Genomic DNA, 20,526 nt, shown 5'->3' on the forward strand with positions numbered 1-20,526 from the left:
CGCGGGACGCGGGAGCCGGTGGCAACGACGAGCGCTTGCCAATCACGGATCCCGCGCCCTGGATCAGCACGCCGAATCAGGCAGCGCCGGAGGCGCGGTCCAGCAGCCACTGGCTCAACAGCCCCACCGGACGGCCGGTGGCCATGCCGCGCTTGCCTTCGCCACTGGCGGTGCCGGCCACGTCCAGGTGCGCCCAGCGCTGGCCTTCGGTGAACCGGGACAGGAAGCACCCCGCGGTGACCGCGCCGGCCCAGCGGCCGCCGATGTTGTAGACGTCGGCGAAGCTCGAATCGAGCATCCCCTGGTACTCGTCCCACAGCGGCAGGCGCCAGGCGCGATCGAACACGTTCTCGCCGGCGTCGAGCAGCTCCGCGCCGAGGTCGTCGTGCTTGGTCATCAGGCCCGAGGCGAAGCGGCCCAGCGCGACCATGCAGGCGCCGGTGAGCGTGGCGACGTCAACGGTCGCCTGCGGCTCGAACTTCTGCACGTAGGTCAGCGCGTCGCACAGGATCAGGCGGCCCTCGGCATCGGTGTTGCCGACCTCGATGGTCTTGCCGGACATGCTGGTGATCACGTCGGACGGGCGATAGGCGTTGCCGTCGATTGCATTCTCGACCGCCGGCACCACCACGACCAGGTTGATCGGCAGCTTCATCTTCACCGCCGCGACGAACGTGCCGATGACCGTGGCGCCGCCGCACATGTCGAACTTCATCTCCTCGATGCCGCCCTGGGTCTTGAGGTTGACGCCGCCGGTGTCGAAGGTGATGCCCTTGCCCACCAGCGCGAACGGCTTGGCGTCGACGGCGCCCGCCTTCGTCGCGCCGTTCCATTTCAGCACCACCAGGTGCGGGCGGTTGGCCGAGCCGCGTGCGACGGCGAGCAGCGAGCCCATGCCCAGCGCCTCCATTTGCCTCTCGTCGAGGATCTCGGACTCGGCGCCGTTGGCGGCGGCGAACGCGCGCGCCTGTTCGGCGATGTAGGCCGGGTTGCAGATGTTGGGCGGCAGGTTGCCCAGGTTGCGTGCGAATTCCACGCCCTCGGCGATCGCGATGCCTTGCGCCAGCGCGGTGTCGTCGTCGCCGGCGATCGCCAGCGACTTCAGCCCGCTGTCGTCCTGCTTGGCCTTGTTCGCATCGCCCAGGGTGGCGGTGTAGCGATAGCAGGCGTGCGCGGCGGCGATGACCGCCTGGCGGATGTTCCAGGCCGCGTCGCGGCCGGGCACCTGGAGCTCGGACAGCGTGAACAGCGCGCCGTCGCCGGCGCCGCCCTTGAGCGCGCGCGCGGCGTCGCCCACGGCCTTGAGGTACTGCGGCACCGCGAACTTGGGCTTTTCGCCCAGGCCGACCACCAGCACCCGCGGCGCGGCCACGCCGGGCAGGTCGTGCAGCAGCGCGGTGCGGCCGGTCTTGCCGGACAGGTCGCCGCGCTCGAGCAGTGCCGCGAGGCGGCCGCCGCTGGCGGCGTCGAGGGCTTCCGCCGCCGGGGACAGCGACTTGTCGGCGAACACGCCGACGATGACGCAGTCGGTGGTGGCAGATGCGGGAGCGGACTGGTTCAGGGTGAATTCGAGGGTCATGGGGTCTCTTGTGTCTCTAGGAGTGCGATTGGCCGTGTCGGCGGCGGGCGCAACGGAAAGGCCGGGGACCGTGGTCGCTCATGGCCGGCATGAACGCTTCCTCACAGAACCCGTGGCGTGTTCCTTACAATTGACCGTTCAGCAAGGCAGCCATGGCTGCTGGTGCTGCGGCCGACATGACGCGGTTGGACCCCCAATTCTAAGGCAACCCCCGCCTGATGCCGAAAAAGCTCGACGCCTACCTGTTCCGCGAATTCGCCCAGGCCACGTTCGCCACCCTGGTGGTGCTGATGATCGTCAGCCTCGGCGGCGTGTTCGCCGACGTGCTGGGCGACGTCGCGCGCGGCCGGGTGCCAGCAGGAATGATGCTGGCCCAGCTGGGCCTGCAGATCCTCAATTACCTGCCGCTGATCCTGCCGCTGGGCCTGATGCTGGGCCTGCTGCTGGCGGTCGGGCGGCTGTACCGCGATTCGGAAATGCCGGTGCTGACCGCCATCGGCGTCGGCCCGCGACGCCTGCTGCGGCCGGTGCTGATGCTGGCCCTGCCGGTGGTGGGCGTGATCGCGCTGTGCTCGCTGTGGCTCGGGCCATGGGCGCGGGATCACTCGCAGAAAATGATCGACACCGGCAACCGCAGCCTGCTTGTGGCGGGACTGGAGCCGGGGCGCTTCATCGAACTGCCCGGCGGCGGCGGCGTGGTCTACGTCGGCTCGATGTCCAACGACGGCACCGCGCTGACCCGCGTCTTCGTCTACCGCCAGAACGACGAACGGCTCGACGTCACCACCGCGCGCACCGGCAAGCTCAACGTCGACGGCGAGCAGCGCTTCCTGACCCTCGGGCAGGGCTTCGAGGTTGAGGGACCGCTGGGCGCCGGGCGCGACTACCGCCTGATGCGCTACGCCAGCAACGACCTGCGGCTGCCCGATGCCAAGGGGAAATCCGACGAGAACGATCCCGAGCGCCTGCCGACGCGCGCCCTGCTCGGCGATCCGCGCCCCGAGGCCACCGCGCAGCTGCATTTCCGGCTTGGGCCGCCGCTGCTGGCGCTGGCCTTTGCGCTGCTGGCGGTCCCGCTGGGCCGCAGCTCGCCGCGGCAGACGCGCTACGGCCGGGTGATGCTCGGTTTTCTCGCCTACATGGTGGGCATGAACCTGATGTGGATGGGCACCGACTGGCTGGCCAAGGGCAAGATCCCGCTGGCCGCCGGGCTGTGGTGGCTGCTGCTGCCGCTGCTGGCGTTCGCGACTTGGGCGTACCTGCGCGACGGACGCATGCGCAAGGCGCGGTTGCCGCGGCTGGTGGCGAGGACGCCGCGATGACGCCGTTCCCGAAGATCCACGACCTGTACGTCAGTCGCATGGTGGTCACCACCGTGCTGCTGACCTGGACGGTGCTGGTGGGGCTGGACGTGGTGAACGCCATGGTCAGCGAGTTCAGCGACATCGGGAAAGGCAACTACGGCTTCATGCAGTCGCTGACCTACATCGCGTACACCGTGCCGCGCCGCGCCTACACCATGTTTCCCACCGTGGCGGTGATCGGTGCGCTGATGGCGCTGGGCCAGCTCGCCGCGAGCTCCGAGCTGACAGCGCTGCGCGCGCTGGGGCTGTCGCGTCGCCGGCTCAGCCTGTCGGTGGCCGCGCCGCTGCTGGTGCTGACCGCGCTGATGGTGGTCAACGGCGAAAGCCTGGCGCCGTGGGCACAGCGCAGCGGCGACACCCTCAAATCGTCCGCCAAGTCCAAGGACATGACCGTGGCCCAGTATTCCGGGCTCTGGGCGCGCGAGGGCAATACGTTTCTCAACGCGCAGAACGGGCAGGAGCACGCCAGCAAAGGCGACACCTGGCTGCAGCTCGACGACGTGCGCCTGTTCGAGTTCGCCAAGGACGGGCGCCTTGAATCGATCGCCCGCGTTGCCACCGCCGAGCACCGCAAGAGCGGCTGGCTGCTGCGCGGCGTCAAGCGCACCTATTTCGAGGACAACGCGGTCACCCAGACCGAGGTGATGGAAGAGCGCTGGTCCTCGCAACTCGACGCCGCGGCCCTGGCGGCCAGCGCCAGCAATATCTGGCGTCCGCGCTACATGTCGGCGCACGACCTGCGCAGCGGCATCACCTATCGCAAGCGCAACAGCCTCGACGCCAGCGAGTTCGAGGAGCACTACTGGGGCCGCTGGTTCTATCCGCTCAACGTGCTGGCGCTGTGCCTGGCGGCGATCCCGTTCGCCTTCGGCAGCCTGCGCAGCGGCGGCGCAGGCAAGCGGCTGTTCATCGGCATCGTCTTCGCGCTGGGGTTCTGGCTGCTGCAGATGCAGTTCGTCAAGCTGGCGGGCGTTTATCGCTTCGACTACCGCATCGCCTACCTGATGCCACCGCTGGTGATGCTGGCCGTCTCCGCCGCGCTGTTCCGGCGCCGGAGCGGGTGAGCGGACGCGCGGTCGAGGTCACAGGGACGGCACGGGAGCGCATGAATCGAGCCCGTTCCGGGCTTGCGGCAGATGGCGGATGCGGCGCCGGGCACCGGGATCGGACATCCGCATGCCCGGGAGCCGGAAGGATCCAGCGCGTTACCGCTGGGCCTTCTCCATTCGCATCATCCGCGTCCCGCTGGCCCGGTCATGCCAGGCCAGGCGGTCGCGATCGATCCAGGCCCACCAGAATCCCAGTCCGGCGACCAGCAGCGACACCGTGCCGACGAGATAACGCAGGCACAGCGCCCGCCAAGAAGGCGCGCCGCCGTCGGCGCCCGCCACCCGCAGCCGCCACGGCCGCATGCCCAGCGTCTGCCCGCCGCGCCGCCAGCTGACCACCGCATACACGCCGCTGAGCAGCCAGCACACCAGCCACAGCAGCCACTGCAGTCCGCTGAGCGGTGCGATGTTGTCGTGCGGATCGTGGTGGCCGGCCACCGTGTAGGCGAGGGTGAAGCACAGCGAGGCGAGCATCCACAGCGCCAGCGACGGCCAGAAATCGTAGAACAGCGCCAGCAGGCGCCAGCCGACCAGCGGGCGCGGCGGGGCGGAGTCGGGCGTGGAAGTTCCTGCTTCGGGAGCGGCGGCGGTCATGCGCGACAGGATACCGGTCGGTCCGATGCGAGCGGTCCCAGTCACTGGCCCGGTTCCGCGAACCAGTAGGAGCGGCTTCAGCCGCGAACTTTCCCCTCGCCGACATGATTGAAGGATCGCGGCTGAGGTCGCTCCCGCAAGCGGCAGTTACCGGCTGCGCCACGCGTCCGAAGCCGGCATCCGGCGTCCGCGCTACGCTTCCACGTCCGTCCTCGATCGCCGTCATGTCTACGCCCGCCGACCGCCGCGCACTCACAGCAAGCCTGCCGCCGCTGCGCGAGGCCGACGCGCGCGCGATCGAGGCGTTCCTCGATGCGATCTGGGCCGAGAGCGGGCTGGCGCGGCAGTCGCTGGACAGCTATCGGCGCGACCTCGAAGGCTTCGCCCGCTGGCGCGACGGGGCCGGCGGCGGGCTGGCCGGGGCCGATCGCACGGCGCTGTTCGAATACCTCGCCTGGCGCACCCGGCATGCCTGGTCGCCGCGCAGCAACGCGCGCCTGCTGTCGGCCCTGCGGGCGTTTTTCGGCCATCGGGTCCGGCATGGCCAGCGCCAGGACGATCCGACCGCGCTGCTCGAACCGCCCAAACTCCCGCGCTCGCTCCCCAAGGCGCTGGCCGAGAGCCAGATCGACGCCATGCTCGCGACCCCCGACGTGGGCACGCCGCTGGGCCTGCGCGACCGGGCGATGCTGGAGCTGATGTACGCCGCTGGCCTGCGCGTAAGCGAGCTGGTCGGGCTGCCGGCCACCGCGGTCAACCTGCGCCAGGGCGTGCTGCGGGTCACCGGCAAGGGCAGCAAGGAGCGGCTGGTGCCGCTGGGCGAGGAATCGCAGCACTGGCTGGAGCGCTACCTCGCCGAAGCACGGCCGCAGCTTGCCGGCAAGCGCAGCGTGCTGCCGCTGTTCCTGGGCACTCGCGGAGACGCGCCGAGCCGCCAGCAGTTCTGGGGCCTGGTCAAGCGCTACGCCGCCGCCGCCGGGATCGATCCCGGCAAGGTGAGCCCGCACGGCTTGCGCCACAGCTTCGCCACCCACCTGCTCAACCACGGCGCCGACCTGCGCGCGCTGCAGATGCTGCTCGGGCACAGCTCGCTGTCCACCACCCAGATCTACACCCTGGTCGCGCGCGAGCACCTCAAGCAGCTGCACGCCAGGCACCATCCGCGCGCCTGACGATCCATGCCCGGCGCCTGAACGCGACCTTCGGCACGGGGTCGTCGTGGCGGGGCGCATGCGACAATGCGCCATTCGCGTTCCCGCCCTGGAATTCCATGAAACCGTATCTCCTCGCCGTGCTCGGCGCCTTCAGCCTGACCGCGTGCGCCCAGACCGACAGCCCCCAGGCCGACGCCACCAAGGCGCCAGCCCCGTTGGCTGCGCAGGCAGCGGTCGCCAGCGCGCCGAAGGTCGAACCCGGATCGGCGGACGCGCGCGCGCTCGATGCGATCCGCAAGCTCAATAGCCAGATCCGGGTGGACCGGATCGGCGTGGCCCCGATTCCCGGCTTCCGCGAGGCGATCGTCGGCGGGCAGACCCTGTACGTCAGCGATGACGGCCGCTACATGCTGCAGGGCAGCCTCTACGACCTGGACGCCAAGCGCGACATGAGCGAAGCCAGCCTGGCGAAACTGCGCCGCGAGCTGCTCAAGACGATCCCGGTCAAGGACCGCATCGTGTTCGCGCCCGCCAATCCGAAGTACACCGTTTCGGTGTTCACCGACGTCGAATGCGGCTTCTGCCGCAAGCTGCATTCGCAGATCGCCGACTACAACCGCGAGGGCATCGAGGTGCAGTACCTGGCCTTCCCGCGCATGGGATTGGGCAGCCCCGACTTCCAGAAGATGGTCAACGTGTGGTGCGCGGCCGACCGCAAGCAGGCCCTGACCGATGCCAAGAACGGGCGCGACGTGCCGACGCGCAACTGCAAGAACCCGGTGACGATGGAATACGACGTCGGCCAGCGGGTCGGCCTGGCGGGGACCCCGCTGATCGTGGCCGCCGACGGCACCGCGATGCCGGGGTACATGCCGCCCAAGGAATTGCGCGCCGCGCTCGAGAAGCTGGCCGCGGAGGCCAAGGGCGGCGCGGGCGCCGCGGGCAGCAGGTAACGCGGCCGGCAGCCGCCGCCCGGTGGGCGGCGGGGCCTGCGCTTCTTCGCTCCGGTTTTCGCTGCGTTCCGAGTGCTACCCACCGATTCCCGATCCTGGTCCCGGCAGCCGCTACAATGACGCCCCCCGCAGCTCCCGACAGCCTCCGGACATGATCGTCCTCGAGGGCCAGCCGGCCCTGTCGCCGTTCCGCCGCGAACGCCTCGAATCCCGCCTCCAGGCCCTGTCGCCGGGCGTCCGCGTGGCCGGCGCATGGCACGTCTACTGGGTCGAGCCCGACGCCGGCGACACGGCCGTCGACCGCGCCGCCCTGCACCGCATCCTGCAGGCCGGCGACACCGTGTCCGCGCGCCCGGACGACGCGGTCTCGCGCTACGTCGCGCCGCGCCTGGGCACGATTTCGCCGTGGGCCAGCAAGGCCACCGAGCTGCTGCACGGCGCCGGACTGGCGGTGAAGCGGGTCGAACGCGGCCTGCGCCTCGACATCGCCGGCTGGCCGCGGGAGGCAGAGGCGGCAGCCGCGCTGGCCAACCTGCTGCACGATCCGATGACGCAGTCGCTGCTTGCCTCGCACGAAGAAGCCGGCGCGCTGTTCCGCGTGCCCGCCCGGGGCGACACGGAGCGCATCGCGCTGGCCGACCTGGAAGCCGCCAACGTCCGCCTCGGCCTGGCGCTGGCCGACGACGAGATCCAATACCTGCGCCAGCGCTTCGGCGAACTCGGGCGCGACCCCAGCGACGTCGAACTGATGATGTTCGCGCAGGCCAACTCCGAGCACTGCAGGCACAAGATCTTCAACGCCTCGTGGACCATCGACGGGCAGGACATGCGCCTGGACGGCGGACCGCACGACGACGGCACGCCGGCGTCGCTGTTCCGGATGATCAAGCACACCCACGCGCGCACGCCGCAGTACACGCTGTCCGCGTACAGTGACAACGCCGCGGTGGTGGAAGGGTATCCGGCGCGGCGCTTCCGGCCCGATCCGCAGACGCAGGCATATCGCGCCGAACCGCTGCGCGACAGCGCGTTCTGCATCAAGGTTGAAACCCACAACCATCCGACCGCGATCGCACCGTTCCCCGGCGCATCCACCGGCGCCGGCGGCGAGATCCGCGATGAGGGGGCGACCGGCCGCGGCGGCAAGCCCAAGGCGGGGCTATGCGGTTTCTCGGTCTCGCACCTGCGCATCCCTGCGCTGCCGCAGCCGTGGGAACACCCGCGCGCGCTGAACCCGCGAATGGCGCCGGCGCTGGAAATCATGCTCGATGGCCCGCTCGGCGCGGCCGCGTTCAACAACGAATTCGGCCGGCCGAACCTGCTGGGCTACTTCCGCTCGTTCGAGCTGGAGCAGCCCGCGCATGGCGACACCGCTGCGCTGATGCGGGCCTACGACAAGCCGATCATGCTCGCCGGCGGCCTGGGCGCGATCGACCGCGCGATGGTCGAAAAGACCCTGCTGTCGCCCGGCGACGCGGTGATCGTGCTCGGCGGCCCGGCGATGCTGATCGGCCTGGGTGGCGGCGCGGCGAGTTCGGTGGCCTCGGGTGAAAGTGCGCAGGACCTCGATTTCGCCTCCGTGCAGCGCGACAACCCGGAGATGGAGCGCCGCTGCCAGGAAGTGATCGACCGCTGCGTCGCGCTCGGCGACGACAACCCGATCCTGTGGTGCCACGACGTCGGCGCCGGCGGCCTGTCGAACGCGATCCCGGAGCTGCTGCACGACTCCGGCGTGGGCGGGGTGATCGACCTCGACAGGATTCCCAGCGACGACCCTTCGCTGTCGCCGCTGCAGCTGTGGTGCAACGAATCGCAGGAACGCTACGTGCTCGGCGTGGCGCAGTCGCAGCTCGCCCAATTCGCGGCGCTGTGCGAACGCGAGCGCTGCCCGTTCGCGGTGGTCGGCACGGTAACGGCGGAGGAGCGGCTGGTGGTGGGGCATGGCGTTTTCCGTCTCCCGGAAGGGGACGGAAAAGCCGCCCTGGAATCGCCGGTGCCGAACCACGATTCCGGTCTGCCCATCGACCTGCCCATGGACGTGCTCTTCGGCAAGGCGCCGAAGATGCACCGCGACGCGCGGCGCCCGCGCCACTCGCGCTGGACGTCGCTGTCGACCGACACGCTCGACCTGCACGAGGCCGGCCTGCGCGTGCTCTCGCATCCGACCGTGGCGTCGAAGAGCTTCCTGGTCACCATCGGCGACCGCAGCGTCGGCGGCCTCACCGCGCGCGACCAGATGGTCGGACCGTGGCAATTGCCGGTGGCCGACTGCGCGATCACGCTGTCGGATTTCGAAGGCCACGCCGGCGAAGCGATGGCGATGGGCGAACGCGCGCCGGTCGCGCTGATCGATTCGGCCGCCGCCGCGCGCATGGCCGTGGGCGAGGCGATCACCAACCTGTGCGCCGCGCCGGTGGCCTCGCTGGACCGGGTCAAGCTCTCGGCGAACTGGATGGCCGCCGCCGGCCATCCGGGCGAGGACGCGCGCCTGTTCGATGCGGTCGAGGCGGTCGGCATGGCGCTGTGCCCGGAGCTCGAGCTGTCGATTCCCGTCGGCAAGGATTCGCTCTCGATGCAGGCGCAGTGGCATGGGGCCGGGATCGGGGAAACGGCAGTCGGCACTCGCCAAGGCGAAGACCAGGGTTCCGCCGATCCCGCATCCCAATCCGCGGCCTCCAAGCCCGGCGAAATGCACACAAGCGTCTCGCCCGTGTCGCTGGTCGTCACCGCGTTCGCGCCGGTGCCCGACGTGCGCGCCCAGCTCACGCCGCTGCTGTCGCGCGAGGCGGACACCGAAATCTGGCTCATCGGCCTGGGCGCGGGGCGACAGCGGCTGGGCGGTTCGATCCTGTCGCAGTGCTTCGACGCCTTCGGCGGCGCGGCGCCCGACCTGGACGATCCGCAGCGCCTGCTCAGCCTGTTCGAACTGGTGCGCGATGCGCGCGAGGCGGGACTGCTGCTGGCGTACCACGACCGTTCCGACGGCGGCGCCTTCACCGCGCTGTGCGAGATGGCGTTCTGTTCGCACCTGGGGCTCGACATCTCGCTGGAAGGCTGGGGCGGCGACCGCGCCGACGACGTCTGCCGCACGCTGTTCAACGAGGAGCTGGGCGCGATCGTCCAGATCAACGGCGCCGATCGCGCCGAGTTCGCCGACCTGGTGGCGCGCCACGGCCTGATCGAATGCGCCCAGCGCATCGCCCGGCCCAGCACCGCGCCCTCGATCCGCGTCATCGACGACGGCAAGACCCTGGTGGAATGGCACTGGGAAGCGCTGTTCGACGCCTGGTGGTCGACCAGCCACGCGATGCAGCGACTGCGCGACGATCCCGCCTGCGCAGACGAGGAGTGCGCCGCCGCGCGTCGTTTCGACGCGCCGGGACTGCAGCCGAAGCTGACGTTCGACCCGGCGGAGGATGTCGCCGCGCAGTCCACGCCCGCGTCCACGTCCACGGTGGCGGGCGCCCCGTCGGTGAACGCCGGCGCCGCGCCGCGCGTGGCGATCCTGCGCGAGCAGGGCGTCAACGGCCAGGTCGAGATGGCCTCCGCGTTCGTGCGCAGCGGCTTCGAAGCAGTCGACGTGCACATGAGCGACCTGATCGCCGGCCGCGCCGACCTGTCGACGTTCGCCGGGCTGGTGGCCTGCGGCGGTTTCAGCTACGGCGACGTGCTCGGCGCGGGCCGCGGCTGGGCCACTTCGATCCTGGAGCGCGCAGCGCTGCGCGAGGCGTTCGAACGCTTCTTCGCGCGCGGCGACACGTTCTCGCTCGGCGTGTGCAACGGCTGCCAGATGATGTCGCAGCTCAGGGACATCATCCCCGGCGCCGCGCACTGGCCGCAGTTCCTGCGCAACCGCAGCGAGCAGTTCGAGGCCCGCTTCGGGATGCTCGAGGTGGTCGAGTCGCCGTCGCTGTTCTTCGGCGGCATGGCCGGCTCGCGGATCCCGGTGGCGATCGCCCACGGCGAAGGCCGCGCCGCCTTCGCCGTCGAGTCCGACCGTGCCGCCGCGCACGCTTCGCTGCGCTACGTGCAGGGCGATGGCAGCCCGGCGATCGCGTATCCGGCCAACCCCAACGGCTCCACCGACGCCATCGCCGGGCTGTGCAGCAGCGACGGCCGCGCCACGATCGTCATGCCCCATCCGGAGCGCACCCCGCGCACCGCCAACCTCAGCTGGGCCCCGGCGGACTGGCCAGACGACTCGCCGTGGCTGCGCATGTTCCGGAACGTGCGCAAGCGCATGAGCTGATCCGCGCAACGCGAAGTCCATAGAAGTCCGAAGCGGCCCGCCATCACAAATGGCGGGCCGTTTTCTTATGCCCGACCGCGGAATAAAGTGACGTTTTGCGGCACTTTGGCTTAACGGCCCAAGTTGTTGATTCCTATCGGAATCGATGACAAATTTTGTCGTTTTGTTAAACGGCCTCGGTCGGGCCGACGCCAACCGCGTGACTTGACTCACAAAATCGACCTGGGTAAGTATCGGGTACGAGCCAAGGGGATTTGGGGGACGTTCAGCCAACTGCCCAGCCGCCGTTTTGCGGGAAGCGGCCTGCCACTCCCGTGTCTTGCGTATCCATCGGAGTCGTACCAGCACGTCGATCAGGGCCGCGCGCATGCGCCGCAGCCCGCGCGTTCTTCGCCATCAAATTAGTAGGGGATAAGAGTCAATGAACCGCATTTACCGCAAGATCTGGAGTGTCGAGCGTGGTGTCGTCGTTGCATCGGAACTGGCCAAGGCGAAGGGCAAGGGCAAGGGGGCAAGGCTGCTTCAGGCGGTGCTCGTCGCCGGTGCGCTGGCCTCCTCGCCGGCGATGGCGGGCGATACCTGCGAACAGGTCGGCGACGGCGTAACGCCGCCCTCTGCCACGCAGCCCGGCTCGCTGGCATGCGGCAGCGGCGCGGTCGCCAGCGGTGCGGGATCCACGGCGCTGGGCAGCGCAGCGCAGGCCACCTCCACCAGCGCCACGGCGATCGGCAACAACGCCCGCGCGCAGGCCGCGAACGCAACCGCAACCGGCTCCAATGCCTGGGCGACAGGCGCGGCCTCCACCGCGACGGGCTCCAACTCGCGCGCCGGCTTCCGCGGCACGGCAGTGGGCATGAACGCTCAGGCCAATGCCGAAGGCGCGGTCGCGATGGGCTTCAACAGCTACGTCGCCCCGACCGCGACCGGCAGCGTGGCAATCGGTTACGGCGCCCGCGCGCTGGAAGCCGACGTGTTCTCGGTCGGCAACGGCGGCGGCGCCGGCACGGTCGGCCCCGCGACCCGCCGCATCACCAACGTCAGCGACGGCATCGCCGACAGCGATGCGGCCACCATGGGCCAGCTCAACGCCGTGGCCGACGTCGCCAGCGAAACCGCGCAGTATTTCCAGGCCACCGGCGACCTCGCCGCGTCGGCCACCGGCGCGTCTGCGACCGCCTCCGGCTCGGGTGCCAACGCCAGCGGCGAATACGCCACCGCGACCGGCGCGGAAAGTGATGCCAGCGGCCTGCAGAGCACCGCGACCGGCGCCGCATCCGTGGCTCTGGGCGACGGCAGTGTCGCGACCGGTGCGCTGAGCGAAGCCGACGGCGTGGAGTCCACCGCGGTCGGCTATTTCAGCACGGCTTCGGCCGACGGCGCGACCGCGCTGGGCGCCGAAAGCATCGCCGCGGGCATCGACGCGACGGCGGTCGGCTTTGGTTCGAATGCAAGCGGCGAAAGCGCAAGCGCGTTCGGCGAAGGTTCGGATGCATCGGGCGCTTTCAGCACCGCGACCGGCAGCGAGTCCATTGCTTCGAACACGCAGGCGACCGCGAACGGCTTCCGCAGCGAGGCCTCGGGACTCGGCGCGACCGCGCTTGGCAGCTACACCGTGGCCACCGGTCAGCTGGCTTCGGCGCTCGGCTACGGCGCTGAAGCGGCCGGCGACTACGCCACTGCCGTGGGCGTCGCCGCGACCGCGAGCGGCACCAGTGGGACGGCCGTGGGCGAGTACAGCCTGGCCACGGGCGAGGAATCCACCGCCGTCGGCGGCACCTCGTTCTTCGGCCTGATCTCGGCCGAAGCGTCCGGCACCAACTCCTCCGCGTTCGGCGCGGGCGCGGGTGCGACCGGCGAGTACAGCACCGCGGTGGGCAGCCTGTCGTGGGCCGACGGCGACGATTCGTCCGCCTTCGGTTACGGCGCCTACGCCGCCGGCAGCAACAGCGTGGCGATCGGCGCGTTGTCCGAGGCCGACCGCGATAACAGCATTTCAGTGGGAACCGTCGGTGGCGAGCGCCAGATCACCAACGTGGCGGCGGGCACCGAGGACACCGATGCGGTGAACAAGGCGCAGCTCGATGAAGTGGGCAAGACGGCGAGCAACACGGACCACTTCTTCAAGGCCACGGACGACCCGGACAACGACAGCGTGGGCTCGTACGTCGAAGGCATCAACGCCACGGCGGCGGGCGAGGCGACCAACGCGATTGGCGAAGGCGCATCGGCCTACGGCAGCGGGGCGAACGCAGTGGCTGAAGGCGCGACGGCGGTGGGCTACAACGCCCTGGCCGCGGGCCAGAACAGCGCGGCGTTCGGCCAGAACGCGCAGGCGACCGGCCCCGGAGCAGTGGCGGTGGGCGGCAACGCGGTGGACGAGAACGGTGACGCGCTGATCGTGGACGCGGACGGCAACCCGATCGACACCGGCGCGACCAGCGCTGGCGTGGGCGGCACGGCGCTGGGCGCGAGTGCGCAGGCGACCGGCTTCGCGGCCACGGCCGCCGGCGTTGGCGCCTATGCGTCCGGCGCGCAGTCGTCGGCGTTCGGCGCGGTGGCCAATGCGATCGGCGACTACAGCACGGCGGTGGGAACGCAGGCGCTGGCCCTGGGCGACGGCAGCACGGCCGTCGGCGAGTCTTCCGAGGCCAGCGGTTATGCCTCGGTCGGCGTGGGCTCGGGCGCGCAGGCGACCGGCGAGGACAGCACGGCGGTGGGCGGCACGGCCTGGGCCACGGGCGAGCAGAGCACGGCGCTCGGCCAGTTCGCGTGGGCCACCAGCGACGGGGCGACCGCGCTGGGCCAGGACACCTTCGCCTACGCCGATGGCGCGACCGCGATCGGTGCGAGCGCGTGGAGCAACGGCGAGAACAGCGTGGCGCTGGGTTCGGGCTCGCGCGCAAGCGAGGACAACGTGGTGTCGGTGGGTAACGGCACCGGCAACGGCGGCTATCCGGCCACGCGCCGGATCACCAACGTCAGCGACGGCATCGAGGACACCGATGCGGCGACCGTGGGGCAGGTGAACGAGGTCGCCAAGACCGCGGACAACACCGAGCACTTCTTCAAGGCCACGGACGACCCGGATGCCGACGGCATGGGCTCCTACGTCGAAGGCGTGAACGCCACGGCGGCGGGCGAGTCGAGCAACGCGATTGGCGAAGGCGCTTCGGCCTACGGCAGCGGCTCCAACGCGCTGGCCGATGGGGCGACGGCGGTGGGCTACAACTCGGTGGCCAGCGGCCAGAACAGCGCGGCGTTCGGCCAGAACGCGCAGGCGACCGGCCCGGCCGCGGTAGCGGTGGGCGGCAATGCGGTCGACGAGAACGGCGATCCGCTGATCACGATGAACGGCGAGCCGGTGACCACGGGCGCGACCAGCGCCGGCGTGGGCGGCACGGCGCTGGGCGCAAGCGCCAACGCCGAAGGGTTCGCCTCGACGGCAGCGGGCGTGGGTGCGTATGCGGCAGGCGCGCAGTCCTCGGCGTTCGGCGCGGTGGCCAACGCGGTGGGCGACTTCGCCACGGCGGTGGGCACCGGCGCAACCGCCGGCGGGACCAGCAGCACGGCGGTGGGCGAGTACAGCCTGGCGACGGGCGAGGAAGCCACGGCGGTGGGCGGCTCGACGTTCTTCGGCCTGATCTCGACCGAAGCCTCGGGCACCGGTTCGGCGGCGTTCGGCAACGGCGCATGGGCGACGGGCGAGTACGCCACGGCGATCGGCTGGAACAGCTGGTCGAGCGGCGAGAGCAGTACGTCGCTGGGCGAGAGCGCGTTTGCGACCGCCGACGGCGCGACGGCGCTGGGCGCGGGTGCGAACGCCGACGCGTTGAACAGCGTGGCGCTGGGTGCAGGCTCGGTGGCCGACCGCGACAACAGCGTGTCGGTGGGCGCGGCGGGCGAAGAGCGCCAGATCACCAACGTGGCGGCGGGCACCGAGGACACCGATGCGGTGAACAAGGCGCAGCTCGATGAAGTGGGCAAGACGGCGAGCAACACGGACCACTTCTTCAAGGCCACGGACGACCCGGACAACGACAGCGTGGGCTCGTACGTCGAAGGCATCAACGCCACGGCGGCGGGCGAGGCGACCAACGCGATTGGCGAAGGCGCATCGGCCTACGGCAGCGGCGCGAACGCAGTGGCTGAAGGCGCGACGGCGGTGGGCTACAACGCCCTGGCCGCGGGCCAGAACAGCGCGGCGTTCGGCCAGAACGCGCAGGCCACGGGCCCGGCCGCGGTGGCGGTGGGCGGCAACGCGGTCGACGAGAACGGCGATCCGCTGATCACCATGAACGGCGAGCCGGTGACCACGGGCGCGACCAGCGCGGGCGTGGGCGGCACGGCGCTGGGCGCAAGCGCCAATGCCGAAGGATTCATCTCCACGGCAGCCGGCGTGGGTGCGTACGCGGCGGGTACCCAGTCCTCCGCGTTCGGTTCCGTCGCCAATGCCCTCGGCGATTACAGCACCGCGATCGGTTCACAGAGCTACGCCGCCGGCAACGGCAGCACGGCGGTCGGCGGCCTGGCGGACCTGGTTCCCGGACTGGGCTTCTACGTTTCGACCCAGGCCACCGGTGAGGCCGCATCGGCCTTCGGTGCGGGTGCAGGGGCGTGGGGCGACTACAGCACCGCGACCGGCGCGCTCGCGCAGGCCGACGGTGTCGAAAGCACGGCGCTGGGTTACTTCGCCTATGCGCAGGCCGACTACGCCACTGCCACAGGCGCCGAAGCCTGGGCGGCCGGCGACCACAGCACGGCGCTGGGCTACTACAGCACGGTGCTGGGCGACGACAGCGTTGCGCTGGGCGCGAACTCCTGGGCCGAATCGGCCAACAGCGTGGCGCTGGGCAACGGCTCGGTCGCCGATCGCGACAACACCGTTTCGGTGGGTGACGTCGGCGAAGAGCGCCAGATCACCAACGTCGCCGCGGGTACGCAGGGCACCGATGCGGTGAACCTCAATCAGCTCAACGAAGCCGCCGACGGTGCGTTGCTCGCGGGCAAGTACTTCAAGGCCAGCGGCAACGAGGATGCGAGCCTGGATGTCGGTGCGCTCGTCGATGGCGAAAACGCCACGGCAGCCGGCGAAGCTTCCAACGCCATCGGCGACGGCGCGTCGGCTTACGGCAGCGGCGCGATGGCGATGGAGCTCAATGCAACGGCGATCGGCTTCAACGCCACGGCCAACGGTGCCAACAGCGCTGCTGTCGGTGCGATGGCACAGGCGGCCGGCGAATACGCCACCGCGGTGGGCGCCGAAAGCGCGGCACTGGGCGAGCAGAGCACCGCGACCGGTGCGGCGGCCTATGCGACCGGCGACGGCAGCACGGCAAACGGCACCCTGAGTGAAGCCAGCGGCATCGAGTCGACGGCGGTGGGTTACTTCAGCACCGCAAGCGCCGATGGCGCGACCGCGCTGGGTGCGGAGTCCATCGCCAGTGGCGAAGACTCGACCGCGGTCGGCTTTGCGTCGACGGCGAGCGAAATCGGGGCGAGTGCCTTCGGCGAAGGGGCTTCGGCGTCAGGCGCCTACAGCACGGCGACCGGCAGCGAGTCGATCGCGTCCAACACGCAGGCGACCGCGAACGGCTTCCGCAGCGAAGCGTCCGGCCTGGCGTCCACGGCGTCGGGCGGCTACACCACGGCGACCGGCGATTTCGCATCGGCCTTCGGCTACGGCGCAGGTGCCACGGGCACCAGCAGCACGGCGGTGGGCGAGTCGTCGCAGGCGACCGGCGAAGAGAGCACGGCAGTGGGTGGTGCGACGTTCTTTGGTCTGATCCCGACCGAAGCCAGCGGCACCGGTTCGTCGGCATTCGGCAACGGCGCATGGGCGACGGGCGAGTACGCCACGGCGATCGGCTGGAACAGCTGGTCGAGCGGCGAGAGCAGCACGTCGCTGGGCGAGAGCGCGTTTGCCACGGCGGACGGCGCGACGGCGCTGGGCGCGGGTGCGAACGCCGACGCGTTGAACAGCGTGGCGCTGGGTGCAGGCTCGGTGGCCGACCGCGACAACAGCGTGTCGGTGGGCGCGGCGGGCGAAGAGCGCCAGATCACCAACGTGGCGGCGGGCACCGAGGACACCGATGCGGTGAACAAGGCGCAGCTCGATGAAGTGGGCAAGACGGCGAGCAACACGGACCACTTCTTCAAGGCCACGGACGACCCGGACAACGACAGCGTGGGTTCGTACGTCGAAGGCATCAACGCCACGGCGGCGGGCGAGGCGACCAACGCGATCGGCGAGGGCGCATCGGCCTACGGCAGCGGCGCGAACGCAGTGGCTGAAGGCGCGACGGCGGTGGGCTACAACGCCCTGGCCGCGGGCCAGAACAGCGCGGCGTTCGGCCAGAACGCGCAGGCGACCGGCCCCGGAGCAGTGGCGGTGGGCGGCAACGCGGTGGACGAGAACGGCGATCCGCTGATCACCATGAACGGCGAACCGGTGACCACGGGCGCGACCAGCGCCGGCCTGGGCGGCACGGCGCTGGGCGCAAGCGCCAACGCCGAAGGGTTCGCCTCGACGGCAGCGGGCGTCGGTGCGTATGCGGCAGGTGCGCAGTCCTCGGCGTTCGGCGCGGTGGCCAATGCCATCGGCGACTACAGCACGGCCATGGGCACCATGTCCGTGGCCGGCGGCACCAGCAGCACGGCGGTCGGCGAATCGGCCCAGGCCACGGGCGAGGAAAGCACCGCGGTGGGTGGCACCGCCTATGGCTTCTTCGCCACCGAAGCGGCCGGTGCGGGTGCTTCCGCGTTCGGCAACGGCGCCTGGGCATCCGGCGACCAGAGCACGGCGATCGGCTGGATGAGCAGCGCCGATGGCACCAACTCGACCACGCTGGGCGCCGCCTCCTGGGCGGAAATGGACGATGCAACGGCAGTCGGCTATGGCGCGTACGCCGGAGCGGATAACAGCGTGGCGCTGGGCGCGGGTTCTGTCGCCGATCGCGACAACACCGTGTCGGTGGGCGGAGCAGGCGAGGAGCGCCAGATCACCAACGTGGCGGCGGGCACCGAGGACACCGATGCGGTGAACAAGGCGCAGCTCGACGAAGTGGGCAAGACGGCGAGCAACACCGACCACTTCTTCAAGGCCACGGACGATCCGGACGAGACCAGCGTCGGCTCGTACGTCGAGGGCATCAACGCCACGGCGGCGGGCGAAGCGACCAACGCCATCGGCGACGGCGCATCGGCCTATGGCAGCGGCGCCAATGCGATCGGTGCGAATACGGTCGCCGTGGGCCAGAACAGCAGCTCGGACGGGGACGGCAGCGTCGCCGTCGGCGGAATGGGCCAGGCCTACGACCAGTACAACTCTCCGATCTACGATGAGGACGGCAACCCGGTCCTGATCGGCACTCAGGCCGTGGCGGGTTCCACCGCCCTCGGTGCGGGCGCCCAGGCCACGGGCGAGGTCAGCACCGCGCTGGGTTACGGTGCACAGGCGCTGGGCAACAACTCGTTCGCGGGCGGCTACAAGTCGCGCGCGACCGGCGATTACAGCGTCGCGATCGGCCAGGATTCGCTGGCCAGCGGATACCTGTCCACCGCGGTGGGCTGGCTGTCCTGGGCCACGGAAGAAGGCGCAACCGCCTTCGGCGCGAACGCCTGGGCAACCGGCACCGACTCGTCGGCCTTCGGCGAAGCGGCCTGGGCCAGCGGATCGGGCGCGACGTCCATCGGCTACAACAGCTGGGCGCCGGGCAGCAGCGCAACGGCCGTGGGTCGCGGCGCCTTCGCATACGAGGACTACAGCGTGGCCGTGGGCTACCAGGCGCTGGGCAACCAGATCAACACCATCGCCATCGGTACCAACTCGCTGGCCGACGCAGAAAGCGCGATCGCGATCGGCGCGGGAAGCGAGGCGACCGGCAACAACGCGGTCGCGCTCGGTGCCGGATCCCTTGCCGATCGTGATTACAGCGTGTCGGTGGGCAGCGCGGGCAACGAACGCCAGATCACCAATGTCGCGGCCGGTACCGAGAACACCGACGCGGTCAACAAGGCGCAGCTGGACGAAGTCGCCGGCAGCGTCGGCGAACTCGCCGACACCGCGGTCCTGTACGACGACGACAGCAAGGGCACGATCACGCTGGCCGGCGAACAGGGCACGGTGATCAGCAACGTCGCGGCTGGCGAACTGTCCGCGGACAGCAGCGACGCGGTGAACGGCAGCCAGCTGTTCGAAACCAACGAGCGGGTGGGCGTGGTCGAAGGACGCGTCGACGACCTGGACGGTCGCGTGGACGACATCGAAGGCGGCGTCGCCAATGCGGTGCAGTACGACGACGACAGCAAGGCCACGGCCACGCTTGCCGGCGAAGAGGGCACGGTGATCGGCAACCTCGCGGCCGGTTCGGTCAGTTCCACCAGCACCGAAGCGATCAATGGCAGCCAGCTGTACGGCGCGCTCGACAGCACCGCGGCGATGCTAGGTGGTGGTGCCGGGGTCACCGCGTTCGGCACCATTTCCGCGCCGACCTACATCGTCCAGGGCAGCAACTACTTCAGTGTCGGCGACGCTCTCGGCGCGCTGGATGCGTCGCTGTCGCAGATCGACCAGCGCCTGACGGTGGTCGAGAACGCCGGCAGCGGCACACCGACGACCACGACAGATGACCGGGTCCAGATCGATGGTGGCAAGGAGGCGACGGTGGGCGACGGCACCAATGGCGTGGCGATCGGCTCCGATGCGGACGCCAGCGGCGAAAACGGAGTCGCCATCGGCGGCGGCGCCTATGCGGCCGGCCCCAACGACACCGCGATCGGCGGGAATGCCTCGGTTGGCGCCGACGGCAGCACGGCGGTGGGCGCCAACTCCGTCATTACCTCCACGTCCACCAATTCGGTTGCGATCGGCGAAGGCGCGAGCGTGGATGCCGCGTCCGGCACCGCGATCGGGCAGGGCGCATCGGTTACCGGGACCAACAGCGTGGCGCTGGGCCAGGGTTCGGTCGCCGACCGCGACAACACCGTTTCGGTGGGCAGCGTCGGCAACGAGCGGCAGGTCACCAACGTCGCCGACGGCACCCTGGCGACGGACGCGGTGAACAAGGGCCAGCTCGACACCGGCATCGCGGAGGCGAAGACCTACACCGACACCACCGCGACCAAGACGCTGACTTCGGCCAACGCCTACACGGATGCGAAGTTCGCCGCATGGGACGACACGTTCACCGCGTTCCAGGGTGAGATCGACCATCGCTTCCGTGACCAGGATCGCCGCATCGACCGCCAGGGCGCGATGGGTGCCGCCATGCTCAACATGGCCACCAGCGCCGCGGGCATCCGCACGCAGAATCGCGTCGGCGTCGGCGTCGGCTTTCAGAACGGCGAAAGCGCGCTTTCGGTCGGGTACCAGCGTGCGATCAGCGATCGCGCGGTGATCACCTTCGGCGGTGCGTTCAGCGGCGATGAGACGTCGGTCGGCCTGGGCGCCGGTTTCGGCTGGTAGGCAACGGGGTTCGCAGCCGCGCCGGAGAGGCGCGGCTGCGCCGGTAACACGCCTACTGCCG

General features: G+C 70.4%; 8 protein-coding genes. 6 read left to right on the forward strand and 2 right to left on the reverse strand.

Annotated features, from left to right (window positions below; all coding sequences use genetic code 11):
* Positions 1 to 76: 76 nt before the first annotated feature.
* Positions 77 to 1,579, reverse strand: a complete 1,503-nt coding sequence (locus tag ACFOM9_RS00880) for a leucyl aminopeptidase (protein ID WP_386705329.1) — start codon at positions 1,577 to 1,579, stop codon at positions 77 to 79.
* Between the two features lie 218 nt (positions 1,580 to 1,797).
* On the opposite strand from ACFOM9_RS00880, the gene lptF reads away from it, so the two are divergent.
* Positions 1,798 to 2,901, forward strand: coding sequence for an LPS export ABC transporter permease LptF (lptF, locus tag ACFOM9_RS00885; protein WP_386705330.1), 1,104 nt, complete (start codon positions 1,798 to 1,800; stop codon positions 2,899 to 2,901).
* A complete protein-coding gene (gene lptG, locus ACFOM9_RS00890; protein ID WP_386705331.1) occupies positions 2,898 to 4,007 on the forward strand; it encodes an LPS export ABC transporter permease LptG in 1,110 nt (369 codons plus the stop codon). The genes lptF and lptG overlap by 4 nt, the downstream gene beginning before the upstream one ends.
* A gap of 141 nt (positions 4,008 to 4,148) precedes the next feature.
* Here lptG and ACFOM9_RS00895 read toward each other — a convergent pair whose 3' ends face one another.
* Entirely contained in the window at positions 4,149 to 4,646 is a 498-nt protein-coding gene (locus tag ACFOM9_RS00895; RefSeq protein ID WP_386705332.1) for an RDD family protein, read from the reverse strand.
* Between the two features lie 224 nt (positions 4,647 to 4,870).
* Here ACFOM9_RS00895 and xerD point away from each other — a divergent pair, with 224 nt between their 5' ends.
* From xerD to ACFOM9_RS00915, 4 genes are all read left to right on the forward strand, one after another.
* Entirely contained in the window at positions 4,871 to 5,818 is a 948-nt protein-coding gene (gene xerD, locus ACFOM9_RS00900) for a site-specific tyrosine recombinase XerD (protein WP_386705333.1), read from the forward strand.
* Positions 5,819 to 5,916: 98 nt separating this feature from the next.
* Positions 5,917 to 6,753: a DsbC family protein gene (locus ACFOM9_RS00905; protein ID WP_386705334.1), complete on the forward strand. Its 837-nt coding sequence runs from the start codon at positions 5,917 to 5,919 to the stop codon at positions 6,751 to 6,753.
* 151 nt (positions 6,754 to 6,904) lie between these two features.
* The gene (gene purL, locus ACFOM9_RS00910) at positions 6,905 to 11,002 is read left to right on the forward strand and encodes a phosphoribosylformylglycinamidine synthase (protein ID WP_386705335.1); all 4,098 of its coding nucleotides are present in this window, start codon (positions 6,905 to 6,907) and stop codon (positions 11,000 to 11,002) included.
* A 421-nt stretch (positions 11,003 to 11,423) separates the two neighbouring features.
* A complete protein-coding gene (locus tag ACFOM9_RS00915; RefSeq protein WP_386705336.1) occupies positions 11,424 to 20,465 on the forward strand; it encodes an ESPR-type extended signal peptide-containing protein in 9,042 nt (3,013 codons plus the stop codon).
* Positions 20,466 to 20,526: the final 61 nt, after the last annotated feature.

The sequence above is a fragment of the Luteimonas notoginsengisoli genome, from assembly GCF_042648885.1.
Taxonomy (GTDB): domain Bacteria; phylum Pseudomonadota; class Gammaproteobacteria; order Xanthomonadales; family Xanthomonadaceae; genus Luteimonas; species Luteimonas notoginsengisoli.

Excerpts from the sequence above, each read along its gene's own strand:
- ACFOM9_RS00880 (WP_386705329.1), bottom strand. The coding sequence starts at position 1,579 with ATGACCCTCGAATTCACCCTGAACCAGTCCGCTCCCGCATCTGCCACC.
- lptF (WP_386705330.1), top strand. The coding sequence starts at position 1,798 with ATGCCGAAAAAGCTCGACGCCTACCTGTTCCGCGAATTCGCCCAGGCC.
- lptG (WP_386705331.1), top strand. The coding sequence starts at position 2,898 with ATGACGCCGTTCCCGAAGATCCACGACCTGTACGTCAGTCGCATGGTG.
- ACFOM9_RS00895 (WP_386705332.1), bottom strand. The coding sequence starts at position 4,646 with ATGACCGCCGCCGCTCCCGAAGCAGGAACTTCCACGCCCGACTCCGCC.
- xerD (WP_386705333.1), top strand. The coding sequence starts at position 4,871 with ATGTCTACGCCCGCCGACCGCCGCGCACTCACAGCAAGCCTGCCGCCG.
- ACFOM9_RS00905 (WP_386705334.1), top strand. The coding sequence starts at position 5,917 with ATGAAACCGTATCTCCTCGCCGTGCTCGGCGCCTTCAGCCTGACCGCG.
- purL (WP_386705335.1), top strand. The coding sequence starts at position 6,905 with ATGATCGTCCTCGAGGGCCAGCCGGCCCTGTCGCCGTTCCGCCGCGAA.
- ACFOM9_RS00915 (WP_386705336.1), top strand. The coding sequence starts at position 11,424 with ATGAACCGCATTTACCGCAAGATCTGGAGTGTCGAGCGTGGTGTCGTC.